The sequence below is a fragment of the Pontibacter aquaedesilientis genome, from assembly GCF_014773225.1.
Lineage (GTDB): Bacteria > Bacteroidota > Bacteroidia > Cytophagales > Hymenobacteraceae > Pontibacter > Pontibacter aquaedesilientis.
Map to the genome: position 1 here is coordinate 61,515 of NZ_JACXAJ010000010.1, position 12,819 is coordinate 74,333.

Here is a 12,819-nt window from a genome sequence, read left to right on the forward strand (position 1 = left end):
TAATCTTTAATTCATTAGGAACGCAACATGAGTTTAAAGTCATTAGACCCTAGAGTAACCCGATTGAATCTTCCGGAAGAGGTCCTTATTATAGAACCAAAACAGGAGCTTGATCAGTTTGAAACATACGAGGCTTTTCATCAGAAGAAAGAAGGGGCTGCCTATACCTATGTTGGCCCTGTTCATGCCCCGAACGAAGACGTGGCTTTCCTGTTTGCGAAAGAGCAGTACAGCCGCCGTTTTGCTTGTGTAGGCATTTGGGTTGCTCGCACTGAGCACATTCAGGTAACGCCTTACACCAACGACGGCGAGAACGTATACGACATGATGCGTGTGGAAGAGCCAGCCGGGCGCAGCGAACAACCGGAAGCCTATGAGATTTTCCACTTGAAGAAGCGTGGCAAAGCCCATGCCCACGCCGGCCGTGTCATGGCAACCTCTTATCAGGAAGCACTTCAGGAAGCCCGCAAGCAATATGGCGAAAAAGGTCCGATTGTGAACGTGTGGGTGGTGAAGTCGAAACATGTGCTGCAATCGGCGGAAGAGGATAAGGACATGTGGACCACTATACCTGAGAAAAAGTACCGTGAAGCCATTGCCTACAGGGTGATGGACAAAATCACAAAGTATAAGGAAGAAAATCAAACGACTGCGCAATAATGAACGAGCTTGCTATAAAAGACCTGCTATACAAACTGGCCGACGACCAACTGATATTGGGCCACCGCAACTCCGAGTGGACTGGCTTCGGACCAATTCTGGAGGAGGACATTGCTTTCTCGTCGATGGCACAAGATAAAATTGGCCATAGCCTGGCTTTCTATACTTTGCTGCAAGAGCTTGGCGAAGCCGATCCGGATACGGTTGCCTTTACCCGCAATGCAAACCAATTTCATAACAACCAATTGGTGGAGCTTCCAAACGGCGAGTACGATTTCAGTCTCATTCGTCATTTCCTGTATGACAACGCCGAGATCATCCGTTTTGAGATGTTGAGCCAGTCAAGCTACGAACCGATTGCCAAGGTGGCCACTAAACTGAAAGGCGAGGTGAAATACCACGTGCTGCATGCCAACACATGGATTAAGAACCTAGGCACGTCGACAGAGGAAGCCATCCTGCGTTTACAGTCTTCTCTGAACGAGGCTATACCTTATGCACTAGGCATGTTCGAGCCGTCTAAGTACGAACAAGAACTGATCGAGGCTGGCGTATACCCAGGCGAGGAAGCTGTGAAAGCCGAGTGGTTGAAACGTATACAGGCCGTGCTGGAAAAAACTGATTTGAAACTGCCAGACTTTGCCACGGTAGAACCTAAAATGGGAGGCCGCTACGGTGAGCATACCGAACACCTGCAGCCGCTCCTTGACGAAATGGCCGAGGTGTTTAAGATCGACCCAACGGCGGAGTGGTAAACTTGTCGTTGCTTGTTGTTCGTTACTCATTTATCGCTTTTGTGAATCCGGGTAACGAGTAACGAACAACGAATAACCCATAACGAAACGAATGCTGACTAAAGAAAACATATTGACCCTGTTAGAGGAAGTGAAAGATCCTGAGATACCGGTATTGTCGCTGGTGGATTTGGGGGTGATCACGAGTGTGGAGATTTCTGACGAAGGACACGTAACCGTGAACATGACACCGACCTTCGCTGGTTGCCCTGCCATGGACTATATGAAAAAGGACGTGGAACGTACCTTGAATAAGCACGGCATCACCTCGCACACCGTCAATATGACTTTTGACAAGCCTTGGGACAGCAACAAACTTTCAGAGAAAGGCCGGCAGCAGCTAAAGGAATTTGGCTTAGCGCCTCCTCCCAAATATGACCTTATTCTAGATTTGGACATTTTGGAGCATGTGAAGTGCCCGTACTGCGACAGCGATAACACAGATATGCGCACGCCTTTTGGCCCGACTCTTTGCCGCTCTATGCATTACTGCAACAACTGCCGGCAGATGTTTGAGCAGTTTAAGCCACTTTAAATTATTAGATACTAAATAAGGATCGCCTGTTGGAAACAACAGGCGATCCTTTTTTATACCCTACTGCTCTTTCAATTAGCTTTACTGCTTATACCTGCAAGTCACTTTAGCCGCATTTTTCCAGTGCAAGCAACAGGCCTTTACCTAAGCTGACTCTTCGCATTGCTTTAGCTTAAAACCTGTATGGGGTTGAAATAGCAAAAGCCCCGCCGCTACTCCATTTAGTAACGACGGGGCTTCCGCAAAGGCTATAGCTATACCTTATACCTTGGCCATCTCTCCTTTCACGAAGTCAACCAGGCTCTTGATATATGCCGTGCTGAAGTCGAACTTGATACCGGCGGCTTCATATACCTCGCCGATCGAGACCGTATAGCCCAGGCTGAGAGCACGCTTGTAAGCAGCCAATCCTTCAGCAGGGTTCTCTTTGAAATTTTTCCAAACGGCAATGGCTCCAAGTTGTGCCATAGCATACTCCACGTAGTAGAAAGGCACTTCGTAAATGTGCAGCTGTTTTTGCCAAATGAAAGGCTTATATTTTTTCAGCCCGTTCCAGTTTACTTCCAAATGGTTGAAGCGCTCAAAAATGTTGAGCCACTCCTGATGCCGCTCTTGCTGTTTGTGTTCCGGATGTTCGTACAGCCAGTGCTGGAACTTGTCCACGGTAGCTACCCAAGGAAATGTCTCGAGCACACTCTCCAAGTGAGTACGCTTGGCACGACGAAGTTCGTCCTCATCGCTGAAGAAGATGTCCCAGTGGTCCATAGAGATCAGCTCCATCGACATAGAAGCCAACTCGGCTACTTCGGAAGGCGGGTGTTTGAAAGCGCTCAATGTCAGGTCACGGGTAAGGAAAGAGTGCACTGCGTGGCCCCCTTCGTGCAGCATCGTAATCACGTCCCGTAGACTAGAGGTCGCATTCATAAAAATGAACGGCACGCCAATCTCGTCCAGCGGATAATTATATCCGCCCGGAGCCTTTCCTTTTCTCGACTCCAGATCCAAATGGCCCATCTCCCGCATGGTGGCCAGGCAGTCGCCCAGGTACGTATCCAGGTTGTAAAACACCTGAATGGTCTTTTCTAACAATTCTTCGCCTGACTTGAATGGCTCCAGCGGTGCTTTGCCGCTCGGATCGACATCCAAATCCCAGGGGCGCAGTTCAGCTATACCTAGTTTCTCTTTGCGCTCACGGTCTATACCTGTCAGCAAGGGCACAATGGTTTCCTCGATGGATTGGTGAAAATCAAAGCAATCTTGTGGGGTATAGTCGAAGCGGCCCATGGCGGCAAACATGTAATCGCGGTAATTATCGAAATCGGCGTTTTTGGCCAACTGCGTGCGCAGTGTCAACAATTCATCGAACAGGTCATCAAGTTTATGGCGATCCTGTGTGCGACGGTCTTGTATAACGCGCCACGCTTCTTCACGCACCTGGCGCTCGTTGCGCTTCAGGCGGTCTGCGGCGCGTTGCAGCGTCATTTCCTCACCATCCAGCGTCACGGTCATGGCACCCGTCATGGCGGCGTACTGCTGCTGTTTGGTGCTGATCTCGGTATGAAGCGGAATGTTCTCTTCCCGGAAGATCTCGAGCGCACGCTCCACGCCCCGCAGGTAAATACGGTATTTGTTCTGCTCAAGCGCATTCACATAGGGCGAATGCATCAGCTTCAGGTTGAGCTCGTGGTCATAAGGGGCGATCTGGGGTTCGATCTCTGACACGAAATACTGGAAAGCCTTTGTGATTTCCTCGTTCTGTGTGTCGCAGGTCATGCGGATATAGCGCCAGCCCAGGTCCTCAGAAAGCACACTTTCGAGCTCGCTGCGGTCCTTCATCCATTTTTCCAACTCCTCCACCGACTGGATCGTGCGGTTTTTCAGTTCTTCAAAATATGGCTGTATGGTTTCCCATTTATCAATCTGAAAGCTTTCGGAAAGGTAAACCCGTTTCTTCTTTTCGGGTACTTGTATCATAGCTGCTGGTTTACTCATAGACAGTTCTGTAAAAGAAAAGGTAATATAGGCACTTCTCCTGAAAGTACAAAAAAAAGCTGCACTATATCTTAATAGACATAGTGCAGCATAAATGAAGTTACAACAAGCAGTTTTATCCTATTTCTATCACGACGTTGGAGGTTAAGGGATGGCCCACACAGTTGAGCACGTAACCTTCGTCGAGCTCAGCGTCAGAAAGGCCTTCCCGCTCATCCAAATGCACTTTCCCACTCAGGCATTTGCCGCGGCAGGCAGTGCACAAGCCTGCCTGACAAGAGTATGGCAGGTCCACATCCTGGTCGAGAGCGGCCTCCAGTATGGTTTGGTCCGGTTGTACCTCCACACTGTACTCGGCCCCTTCGTAAATAATGGTCACGGTTTGGGTTTTGATTTCGCCATCATCCTCAGAAGAAGAGACATCGCCATGGTGCTCCACCTCCTGTTGCTCAATTAGTTTATTGCTCACAAAACTCTCCCGGTAGATGCGGTCGGCCGGCACGTGCAGCACGTTCAGGGCTTTGCGCGTTTCTTCCATCATGCCTTCTGGTCCGCACATGTAGTACAGCGCCTCAGCAGGCCTGGTCAATTGCAGGCGCTCAAGTATTTTCAGGATCATGCTCTGATTCATACGGCCACGGTGCTCGCAGTCGTGCTTGGGCTGGCTATAGATATACTCTACGTGCAGCCGCTCAGGGTGCGCCGCCTCCAATTCTTCCAACTGTTGCTTAAAAATCACCGAGTCCTCGTCCCGGTTACCGTAAAGCAAAGCGACCTTGGTGTTGGGCTCTTCCTGCAGCACCGTCTTCAGCATCGACATGAGCGGGGTGATGCCACTGCCTGCCCCGAAAAGCAGCACTTGGCGGCTGGTGCCCGCGTCTGGCACGAGGTTAAAATTACCAAGCGGCTCCATCACCTCAACTTCCTGCCCAACTTTCAGATTATCAAGCAAATAATTAGAAACCAGACCACCCTCTACACGTTTAACTGTAACAGACAGACGTGCACCTTCTGCAGGGGCACTGCAAAGCGAATAGGAACGGCGGACTTTCTTGCCCTCGATCGGAAGGATAAGCGTCAGGAATTGCCCTGCCTTGTATGGAATCGTTTTTTTATCGGGATGCTCTAAATGGATCGTAATCGCATCTGAAGTTTCGCGGGTGATCTCCACGACTTTCAGCATGAAATAAGGGCTACTCATATCGCTATTTTATCATTTTGTAAGTAGAAAACTCCGTTTCAAGCTGAAAGTTACGACAATCTGTGCTGTTGAGTGAAAATATCGGAGAATTTTTAAAACCGAAATCACGAATCACGTATTATAACCAAATCATTAACAGAATGAACGGTGAATGAAAAAAAAGCTGCACATTTGTAACATCGCATGCACTTGTACTGCAGTTGGGTAGTGACTAACTCCCACATTCCGTTCTTTACCTTACAATTACTGAAAACACCAATGCTCTACAAACTAACTCTCAAAAACTGTGAAAAAACCGTAGTGGTGGACGACCGCACCTACGAGTATATTCAAAACAATGCATATCTGCAGCAGATCGAATTCCTGAAGCATCTGCGCATCCACTCCAACGGCTACGCGTTCTTCCAGAAGAACTGGCCCCTGAAAAACGGCAAGTACCGTAACGAAACCATTTACCTGCACAAGATGATCGGCGAACAGCTGATCGAGAAGCCGGAAAGCAACATTAAGCTTTATGTGCACTTCAAAAACGGCAACAAACTGGACTGCCGTCGCGAGAACCTGGAGTGGGCCCCGCTTTGCAAGATCGTGCGCAACACCTCCAAAACAGAGAACAAGCTGGGTGTGCGTGGGGTACACAAAGAGGCGCAAAAGTACCGCGCCATCATTCACCACAACAAGCAACGCATCAACCTCGGCACGTTCGACACGCTGCAGGAGGCTGCACAGGCTTACAGCAAAAAATCCGAAGAGCTGTTTGGCAAAACCAAAAGCCTGAAAACGCTCTCTAAGTATGTAGAAGAAGCTGCTTAATTCTTCTTATACTTGCGTGGTGGCTCATCCTCCGCCTGCATTTATTTTATGGAACAAAACAAAAATCTTGGTGATATACTGAGACGGCATACTGCTACTTTCGGCCCCGTGCTCGACACGGACCTGAATGGTGCGCATGTATGCCGTCTTGATTTTACGGCAGCCAATGCGCTGTTGCAGCAAACCGACCTGCGCAATACCGAGGCCTTTAACGAAGCGGTGAACCAAATGCTGCAGGAACAGTCCGCCACTATCGGGGTGGGCGGCTACCTCGAGAACCGCTTTATCTACCGCCGCAGCCAGCACTTCGACGTGGCTGCAGAAAGCCGTGACCTGCACTTAGGTATAGATGTGTGGCTACCGGCAGGTACCGCGGTGTTTGCCCCGCTTGACGGCAAAGTGCACAGCTTCGCCGACAACGCCAACTTCGGTGACTACGGCCCCACCATTATTCTGGAGCACGAACTCGAAGGCGTTACTTTCTATACCTTGTATGGCCACTTGAATACCGCTTGCCTTTCGGATCTATCGGTTGGCAAGCCAGTTCGCAAAGGTGACAAGATCGCCGAGGTGGGTCCGCATCCTGAGAACGGTGATTGGCCGCCGCACCTGCACTTTCAGGTGATTTGCTCGATGGACGGAAAACAAGGCGATTACCCGGGCGTGGCTCGCCTTTCGGAACGGACTGTGTATGAACACCTTTGCCCGAACCCGAACCTGATTCTGAACTGCCGGCACTTGGTTTAGTTTTGCCTTTGCCCCAAAAATTGACCAAATTTGAACTCTGGTGCCTTTGGATAGGTGCCAGAGTTTTTCTTTTATAACACAAACCTAAAGCATGTTTGATCTTTTTAATTTCGAAGCCTACAGCGCCAACATTACCAATTTTGTCATGCTTTATGGCATGCGCCTCGTTTCCGCTTTCATCACGCTTTTAGTCGGCCTTTGGGTCATCAATAGACTGAACCGTATGGTGTTTAACCTGATGGTGAAGAAAGATGTGGACGTATCGCTGCGCCCTTTTTTGAAGAGTGTAATGGCGGTTGTGATGCGGGTGTTGCTGATCATTCTGGTGATTGCCCAACTGGGTGTCGAAATGACCTCGTTCATTGCTATACTAGGTTCGGCGGGTCTGGCAATTGGCTTGGCTTTGCAGGGCAGTCTTTCCAATTTTGCGGGCGGTGTGCTGATTCTTACCATCAAACCCTTCCGCGTAGGTGATTATATTGAAGCACAGGGACAGGCGGGCACCGTGAATATGATCAATATTTTCAACACAGTGGTGAAAACACCTGACAACAAAACGATTTTTATACCTAACGGTCCGCTGGCCAACAGTGTGGTGGTGAACTATACCATTGAAAGTACACGCCGGGTGGAGCTGAAGTTTGCCATATCGGTGAACAACGACATCGGCAAGGTACGTCAGATTCTAAATGACTTGATTGCTGCCGACGAACGCGTACTTCCCGAGCCGGCACCTGTGATTGTGGTAACCGATTTTGCTGAGCACTCCCTCACGCTGAGCGTGCGCACCTGGGTGAACAAAGAGAATTATTGGGGCTTTTTCTGGGACATGAACGAGCGTGCCAAATCCGCTTTCGAAGAGCAAGGTATACAAATGCCAGTGCCTCGTCGGGAGATGGTGAGCAGCAGCTCCAGCAATGGACAGGCTCCGAAGGCGGTGCCGCAGGTATAGCTTGTAGATATTTTTGAAAAATAGGAACGGCAGCTCAGGTATGGGCTGCCGTTTTTTATTCCACAGCTATTGTCAAAAATAATCTAGAAACAGTAGTTAGTCCAACAATCAATTCAATCGGTATGTATCATGTGTAATTATGTCGATTGTAATAATGTCACCCTTTCTATAATTTTTATCTATGAACCAGTTTTTTAAACTCTTATTCCCATGCACTCTTGGCTGTCCATTTTGGTTCGCAAATAGGAATTGACCTTGAAAACAATATTGACTATCATGTCCTAAATATATATTTACGGACATAGGTTCTTCTGGCAAAAAATTTAGGTCCTTTTTCGAAAAATTAAAAAAACCATTCTTCAAGTATTCTGACCCTAATTTGATTTTGACTGTCTTCAGTATCCCTATAATTGGCGGAGTAGTTTCTAAAATCACATTGTCATCTTCTTGAGGCAATTCTTGTACTTTTATCCTGTTGTTACCCCTGTAATTCCATTGAGGACGAATAGCTGCAATTAGGTTATCTTCTAATCCTGCAGAAAGACTAACCTTATAATTTTTAAACATAAGGTTTGCCTTATCCAATAAGACAAATATTTGCACAACCCTATCTGCCTTTAATTTATTTATAATTTCATTCTTTACACGAACATTAGTTCGTTGCGAAACTGCGGCATTTTTATAGCCATTCATACGACTTTTTAAAGTGCTGGCAGTCTTTCCAATATACATTACCTGTTCATCAACAATAAAAGCGTACAGTAAATCTTTCTCACTAAGACATTCTGTAATAGAGTAATTAATCCCTCCATCATTATAACACCATTCGCCTACCTTTAAAAAACTAAGCTCAACCAATCTTTTCATGTGAAATCATAATTAGATGAAAGCGAAACAAGTTACTTAACTAAGGTACCCTTCCCTAATCAAACTTAATTGCCCGTACCGGCTTAATGCGCGCGACCATGGCGGCAGGTATAAGAATGGCGAGCATGGTCATCACGAGGGTAATCACGTTGAGGGCGATGATAATGCCGAAATTCCAGCTGATGGGCACAGTATCCATGTAGTAGTTCTCGGGGTCGAGCGGGATGACCTGGAAGTAGTACTGGATCGTGCAGAAGCCCAAACCGAAGACGTTTCCCCAGAGCATGCCTTTGAGCGTCAGGCGCAGGCCGCGGAAGTAGAAGATTTGCCGTATCTGGGCATCGGTGGCCCCGATGGCTTTGAGCACGCCAATCATGCTGATGCGCTCGATGATCATGATGAACATTGTGGATACCATATTGAACGTCGCCACAAAAATGATCAGCACCAGGAAAATGACCACGTTCTTACGTAACAACTGAAGCCAGTCGAACAGCTGAGCATGACGGTCGGTGATTTTCTCAAGCTGCAGGTCGTAGTTCATCTGGTCAAACACCTGATCAGCCACCACGTCTATCTGTTCGAAATCCTTGAGCAATATCTCCACACCGCCCACCAAGGTATCGGGCCAGTTGTTAAGTTCGCGAATCAATTGCAGGTCACCGATGACGAACACCTCGTCAAACTCCTCCAAACCTGTGTTGAACACACCCGCCACTTTGAGCTTTCTGGCTCGCGGTGGATTCTGGATGAAGTAAAATATAGCCTCATCGCCTACCTTCAACCGAAGCTTGTTGGCGATACGCCGACTCAACATGACATCTTTGGAAGAAGCCGTGTCGGTAAAATTCACTATGCCGCCTTCGTCTAAATTGGCCTGCATGGCGCTCAGGTCGTAGTCTCTATCCACACCTTTCATCACCACCCCTAACACCTCATCTTCGGTTTTGATGATGGCCGTTTTGCGGGCGAAGCCCTGTATGTGCTTTATACCTGTTATCTCTTCGGTGCTGTTTATACCTGTAGCCGTGCTGATGGGAGCGCCTTCGAAGGAATTGTTGGTATCGTACTTGCTGATTTGCAGGTGCGCCCCGAAGCTGAAAATCTTGTTCCGTATCTCGCCACGGAAGCCTTCCAGAATCGCAAATGACACAATCATGATGGCAATGCCTGCCGCTATGCTTATAATTGCTATTTTTGTCACAGACGTGGTGAAAGAACCAGCCTGCACTTCGGAAATTTTATCAGATATGAATTTGGATACGTTCACTCGCTTGCGTCTAAACTGCCTTAAAGATAGGTATGAATTTTGACTTAGGACCTTTTAAAGTTTCGTTTTTGTGAGCGAAACTCCAAACACAGCCCTGAAATAAAAACACAGATGATACAACCACTCGCTATACTTTGCGGCGCCCTGTTGCTCAGCTTCAACAGCTGCGCACCAAAACAGGCAACCGCCACTACTGCTGAGCCACAAGCCCCGCCTACTGAAGAGACAGCCCAAGCACCAGCCAGCAAGCCACTGGCCTTGGGCGCCGAGCAACTCGACCGCTACCTGAAACACTTGGAAGGCAAGCGGGTAGGTATGGTCGTAAACCAGACCTCGATGATAGGCAACACCCACCTCGTGGACACGCTGATCAGCCGTGGCGTGGAAGTGACGACTATTTTTGCACCGGAGCACGGGTTCCGAGGCGAGGCCGACGCTGGAGCGCATATCAAAGACGCAAAAGACACGAAAACGGGTTTGCCGATTATCTCCCTCTACGGCAGTAACAAGAAGCCATCGAAAGCGCAAATGCAGCACCTCGACGTGCTGGTGTTCGACATTCAGGATGTGGGCACGCGCTTCTATACCTACATCAGCACCATGCACTATGCCATGGAAGCCTGCGCTGAAAGTGGCAAATCCATGCTCGTGCTCGACCGTCCGAACCCGAACGGTCACTATGTAGATGGTCCGGTGTTGGAGATGGAGCACAAGTCCTTTGTGGGTATGCACCCGATTCCGATTGTGCATGGCCTTACGGTAGGCGAACTCGCTGAGATGATCAACGGAGAAAAATGGCTGGAGGGCGAAAGAAGCTGTAACCTGACCGTAATCAAAATGGAGAACTACGATCATACAATGGCTTATAATTTGCCTGTGCGTCCTTCCCCGAACCTGCCTAATGCGCAAGCTATTGCACTATACCCGTCTATCTGTTTCTTTGAAGGGACAAATGTGAGCGTGGGCCGCGGCACGCCTACTCCTTTTCAGGTAATTGGCAGTCCGTTTTACCAGAAGAAGGATTTTGCTTTTACACCTGTGAGCACACCGGGTGCCACCGATCCGCCGCACAAGGGCGTAAAATGCTATGGCATGGACTTAACCGATCCGTCGCATGCGCAACCGTTTACCTTGAAGTACCTGTTGGAGATGTACAACAACTCGTCGAACAAGGAGAAATTCTTCAACAACTTCTTCGAGAAACTGGCGGGCACCTCCGAACTGCGCAAGCAGGTGATGGCCGGCAAAACCGAAACCGAGATCAGAGCCAGCTGGGAGCCAGAGCTAGCTGATTACAAAGTGCTCCGAAAAAACTATTTGCTATACCCTGATTTTGAATAAAACCATGCCCGATTTACGCATCGTGTTCATGGGTACGCCCGACTTTGCCGTGCCTACCCTGCAAGCGCTCGTCGAACATAATTACCCCGTAGTGGCCGTCATCACTGCCCCTGACAAACCAGCGGGCCGTGGTCAGAAAATACAGCAATCGCCCGTGAAGGAATACGCCGTGTCGCAGGGCATACCGGTGCTGCAGCCGACCAACCTGAAGTCAGAGGCATTTCTCGAAGAGCTGCGCAGCTATCAGGCGAACCTGCAAATTATTGTAGCTTTCCGAATGCTGCCCGAAGTAGTGTGGGCTATGCCGGAGCTGGGTTCTTTCAACATTCACGGGTCCTTGCTGCCGCAATACCGTGGCGCGGCGCCTATCAACTGGGCTATCATCAACGGTGAGAAAGAAACTGGTGTAACTTCCTTTTTCCTGAAGCATGAAATTGACACAGGTGATCTGATTTTCCAGGACCGCATGCCGATACTGGAAGAAGACGACTTTGGTAGCATGTACGAAAAGTTGAAATACCAAGGTGCTGCATTGGCCGTGCGCACTGTACAAGCCATCGAACGAGGCGAAATACAGCCACAACCGCAGCAAACGACTGCCGAAACGAAGCACGCCCCGAAAATTTTCAAGGAGACCTGCGAGATACACTGGAATCAGCCTGCCCGTCAGGTACGAGACTTCATCCGTGGTCTTTCTCCTTACCCGGCCGCTTGGACCCGTTTCGACGGCAAAACGTTCAAGATTTTCAAAACGGAAGTACTGGAAAATACCACCTATACCTTAGCACCGGGCCAAATCAAAACCGACAACAAAACTTTCCTGCACGTGCAGACCGCTGCTGGTGCCCTTTCGATTCTGGACTTACAGATGGAAGGAAAAAAACGAATGCCGGTGCAGGATTTGCTCAGGGGGTATAAGTTTGAGGTATCACTATAGTTTTGGCAAAAGCCTTTACTCCTTATTCTTCATTTATGCCAAAGGGCACGTTAATCAACTAGCACATTAAATAAATGATCGCCATAGTCGTAGCCATAGCCGAGAACAACGTTATCGGGAAAGACAACCAGCTGATCTGGCACCTGCCCGCCGACCTGCGCCACTTTAAGCAAAAGACCATGGGCCATCCCATGATCATGGGTCGCAAAACCTTCGAGTCCATCGGCAAGCCCCTTCCCGGTCGCACGACCATCATCGTTACGCGTCAGAAGGATTATCAGGTGGAAGGTTGTATCGTGGTGAACTCGGTGGAAGAGGCCATCGCCAAAGGCAAAGAGTTGGACAGCGAACAGGTGAACATTGTGGGTGGTGCAGAGATTTATAAGCAAGCCCTCCCTTTAGTGGATACACTATACCTGACCAGGGTGCACCATGCTTTCGAGGGAGATACATTCTTCCCAGAATTGAAAGAGGCCGAATGGCAGGAAGTGAGCTCTGAAAGCCACGAGCCAGACGAAAAGAACAAGTATGCCTATACCTTCAAGAGGTATAGCCGCAAGGTATAGCCGCAAGGTATAGCCGCAAGGTATAGCCGCAAGGTATAGCCGCAAGGTATAGCCGCAAGGTATAGCCGCAAGGTATAGCCGCAAGGTATAGCCGCAAGGTATAGCCGCAACAAAAAGGAGCACCCAACGGTGCTCCTTTTTGTT

14 protein-coding genes are annotated in these 12,819 nt (G+C 48.9%); 9 read left to right on the plus strand and 5 right to left on the minus strand.

Annotation, left to right across the window (positions count from 1 at the left end; all coding sequences use genetic code 11):
• Positions 1-27 precede the first annotated feature (27 nt).
• The 3 genes from H9Q13_RS16130 to paaD all read left to right on the plus strand — a co-directional run bounded on the left by H9Q13_RS16130 (position 28) and on the right by paaD (position 1,989).
• Positions 28-660 (plus strand): phenylacetic acid degradation b, encoded by a 633-nt coding sequence (locus H9Q13_RS16130; RefSeq protein ID WP_191184843.1) that lies wholly within the window; start codon positions 28-30, stop codon positions 658-660.
• Entirely contained in the window at positions 660-1,415 is a 756-nt protein-coding gene (gene paaC, locus H9Q13_RS16135) for a 1,2-phenylacetyl-CoA epoxidase subunit PaaC (RefSeq protein ID WP_191184844.1), read from the plus strand. The genes H9Q13_RS16130 and paaC overlap by 1 nt, the downstream gene beginning before the upstream one ends.
• Before the next feature lie 91 nt (positions 1,416-1,506).
• On the plus strand, positions 1,507-1,989 hold the full coding sequence (paaD, locus tag H9Q13_RS16140; RefSeq protein ID WP_191184845.1) for a 1,2-phenylacetyl-CoA epoxidase subunit PaaD: 483 nt from the start codon (positions 1,507-1,509) through the stop codon (positions 1,987-1,989).
• A 261-nt stretch (positions 1,990-2,250) separates the two neighbouring features.
• On the opposite strand, the gene H9Q13_RS16145 is transcribed toward paaD, so the two are convergent.
• Both H9Q13_RS16145 and H9Q13_RS16150 read right to left on the minus strand, forming a co-directional pair.
• Positions 2,251-3,963 carry a M3 family oligoendopeptidase gene (locus tag H9Q13_RS16145; protein ID WP_224744337.1) on the minus strand — a complete coding sequence of 571 codons (1,713 nt, stop codon included), beginning with the start codon at positions 3,961-3,963 and terminating at the stop codon, positions 2,251-2,253.
• A 133-nt stretch (positions 3,964-4,096) separates the two neighbouring features.
• A complete protein-coding gene (locus tag H9Q13_RS16150) occupies positions 4,097-5,182 on the minus strand; it encodes a ferredoxin--NADP reductase (protein WP_191184847.1) in 1,086 nt (361 codons plus the stop codon).
• A 258-nt stretch (positions 5,183-5,440) separates the two neighbouring features.
• Here H9Q13_RS16150 and H9Q13_RS16155 point away from each other — a divergent pair, with 258 nt between their 5' ends.
• From H9Q13_RS16155 to H9Q13_RS16165, 3 genes are all read left to right on the plus strand, one after another.
• Entirely contained in the window at positions 5,441-5,995 is a 555-nt protein-coding gene (locus tag H9Q13_RS16155) for an HNH endonuclease (protein WP_191184909.1), read from the plus strand.
• Between the two features lie 48 nt (positions 5,996-6,043).
• A complete protein-coding gene (locus H9Q13_RS16160; protein ID WP_191184848.1) occupies positions 6,044-6,742 on the plus strand; it encodes a peptidoglycan DD-metalloendopeptidase family protein in 699 nt (232 codons plus the stop codon).
• 91 nt (positions 6,743-6,833) lie between these two features.
• Positions 6,834-7,694 carry a mechanosensitive ion channel family protein gene (locus tag H9Q13_RS16165; protein ID WP_191184849.1) on the plus strand — a complete coding sequence of 287 codons (861 nt, stop codon included), beginning with the start codon at positions 6,834-6,836 and terminating at the stop codon, positions 7,692-7,694.
• Positions 7,695-7,802: 108 nt separating this feature from the next.
• Here H9Q13_RS16165 and H9Q13_RS16170 read toward each other — a convergent pair whose 3' ends face one another.
• Complete coding sequence (locus tag H9Q13_RS16170; protein WP_191184850.1) at positions 7,803-8,561, minus strand: GIY-YIG nuclease family protein; 759 nt, start codon at positions 8,559-8,561, stop codon at positions 7,803-7,805.
• Between the two features lie 55 nt (positions 8,562-8,616).
• Positions 8,617-9,831: an ABC transporter permease gene (locus H9Q13_RS18220; protein WP_191184851.1), complete on the minus strand. Its 1,215-nt coding sequence runs from the start codon at positions 9,829-9,831 to the stop codon at positions 8,617-8,619.
• A gap of 111 nt (positions 9,832-9,942) precedes the next feature.
• Between H9Q13_RS18220 and H9Q13_RS16180 the strand changes: the two genes are divergently transcribed.
• The 3 genes from H9Q13_RS16180 (at position 9,943) to H9Q13_RS16190 (ending at position 12,675) form a co-directional block, all read left to right on the plus strand.
• Entirely contained in the window at positions 9,943-11,172 is a 1,230-nt protein-coding gene (locus H9Q13_RS16180; RefSeq protein WP_191184852.1) for an exo-beta-N-acetylmuramidase NamZ family protein, read from the plus strand.
• 4 nt (positions 11,173-11,176) lie between these two features.
• Positions 11,177-12,109 carry a methionyl-tRNA formyltransferase gene (gene fmt, locus H9Q13_RS16185; protein ID WP_191184853.1) on the plus strand — a complete coding sequence of 311 codons (933 nt, stop codon included), beginning with the start codon at positions 11,177-11,179 and terminating at the stop codon, positions 12,107-12,109.
• Between the two features lie 74 nt (positions 12,110-12,183).
• Positions 12,184-12,675, plus strand: a complete 492-nt coding sequence (locus H9Q13_RS16190; RefSeq protein WP_191184854.1) for a dihydrofolate reductase — start codon at positions 12,184-12,186, stop codon at positions 12,673-12,675.
• On the opposite strand, the gene H9Q13_RS16195 is transcribed toward H9Q13_RS16190, so the two are convergent.
• A complete protein-coding gene (locus H9Q13_RS16195) occupies positions 12,650-12,802 on the minus strand; it encodes a hypothetical protein (protein WP_191184855.1) in 153 nt (50 codons plus the stop codon). The genes H9Q13_RS16190 and H9Q13_RS16195 overlap by 26 nt on opposite strands.
• Positions 12,803-12,819: the final 17 nt, after the last annotated feature.

What these genes read in the sequence shown, in the direction of transcription:
- H9Q13_RS16130 (WP_191184843.1), top strand. Translation starts at nt 28, where the DNA reads ATGAGTTTAAAGTCATTAGACCCTAGAGTAACCCGATTGAATCTTCCG.
- paaC (WP_191184844.1), top strand. Translation starts at nt 660, where the DNA reads ATGAACGAGCTTGCTATAAAAGACCTGCTATACAAACTGGCCGACGAC.
- paaD (WP_191184845.1), top strand. Translation starts at nt 1,507, where the DNA reads ATGCTGACTAAAGAAAACATATTGACCCTGTTAGAGGAAGTGAAAGAT.
- H9Q13_RS16145 (WP_224744337.1), bottom strand. Translation starts at nt 3,963, where the DNA reads ATGATACAAGTACCCGAAAAGAAGAAACGGGTTTACCTTTCCGAAAGC.
- H9Q13_RS16150 (WP_191184847.1), bottom strand. Translation starts at nt 5,182, where the DNA reads ATGAGTAGCCCTTATTTCATGCTGAAAGTCGTGGAGATCACCCGCGAA.
- H9Q13_RS16155 (WP_191184909.1), top strand. Translation starts at nt 5,441, where the DNA reads ATGCTCTACAAACTAACTCTCAAAAACTGTGAAAAAACCGTAGTGGTG.
- H9Q13_RS16160 (WP_191184848.1), top strand. Translation starts at nt 6,044, where the DNA reads ATGGAACAAAACAAAAATCTTGGTGATATACTGAGACGGCATACTGCT.
- H9Q13_RS16165 (WP_191184849.1), top strand. Translation starts at nt 6,834, where the DNA reads ATGTTTGATCTTTTTAATTTCGAAGCCTACAGCGCCAACATTACCAAT.
- H9Q13_RS16170 (WP_191184850.1), bottom strand. Translation starts at nt 8,561, where the DNA reads ATGAAAAGATTGGTTGAGCTTAGTTTTTTAAAGGTAGGCGAATGGTGT.
- H9Q13_RS16180 (WP_191184852.1), top strand. Translation starts at nt 9,943, where the DNA reads ATGATACAACCACTCGCTATACTTTGCGGCGCCCTGTTGCTCAGCTTC.
- fmt (WP_191184853.1), top strand. Translation starts at nt 11,177, where the DNA reads ATGCCCGATTTACGCATCGTGTTCATGGGTACGCCCGACTTTGCCGTG.
- H9Q13_RS16190 (WP_191184854.1), top strand. Translation starts at nt 12,184, where the DNA reads ATGATCGCCATAGTCGTAGCCATAGCCGAGAACAACGTTATCGGGAAA.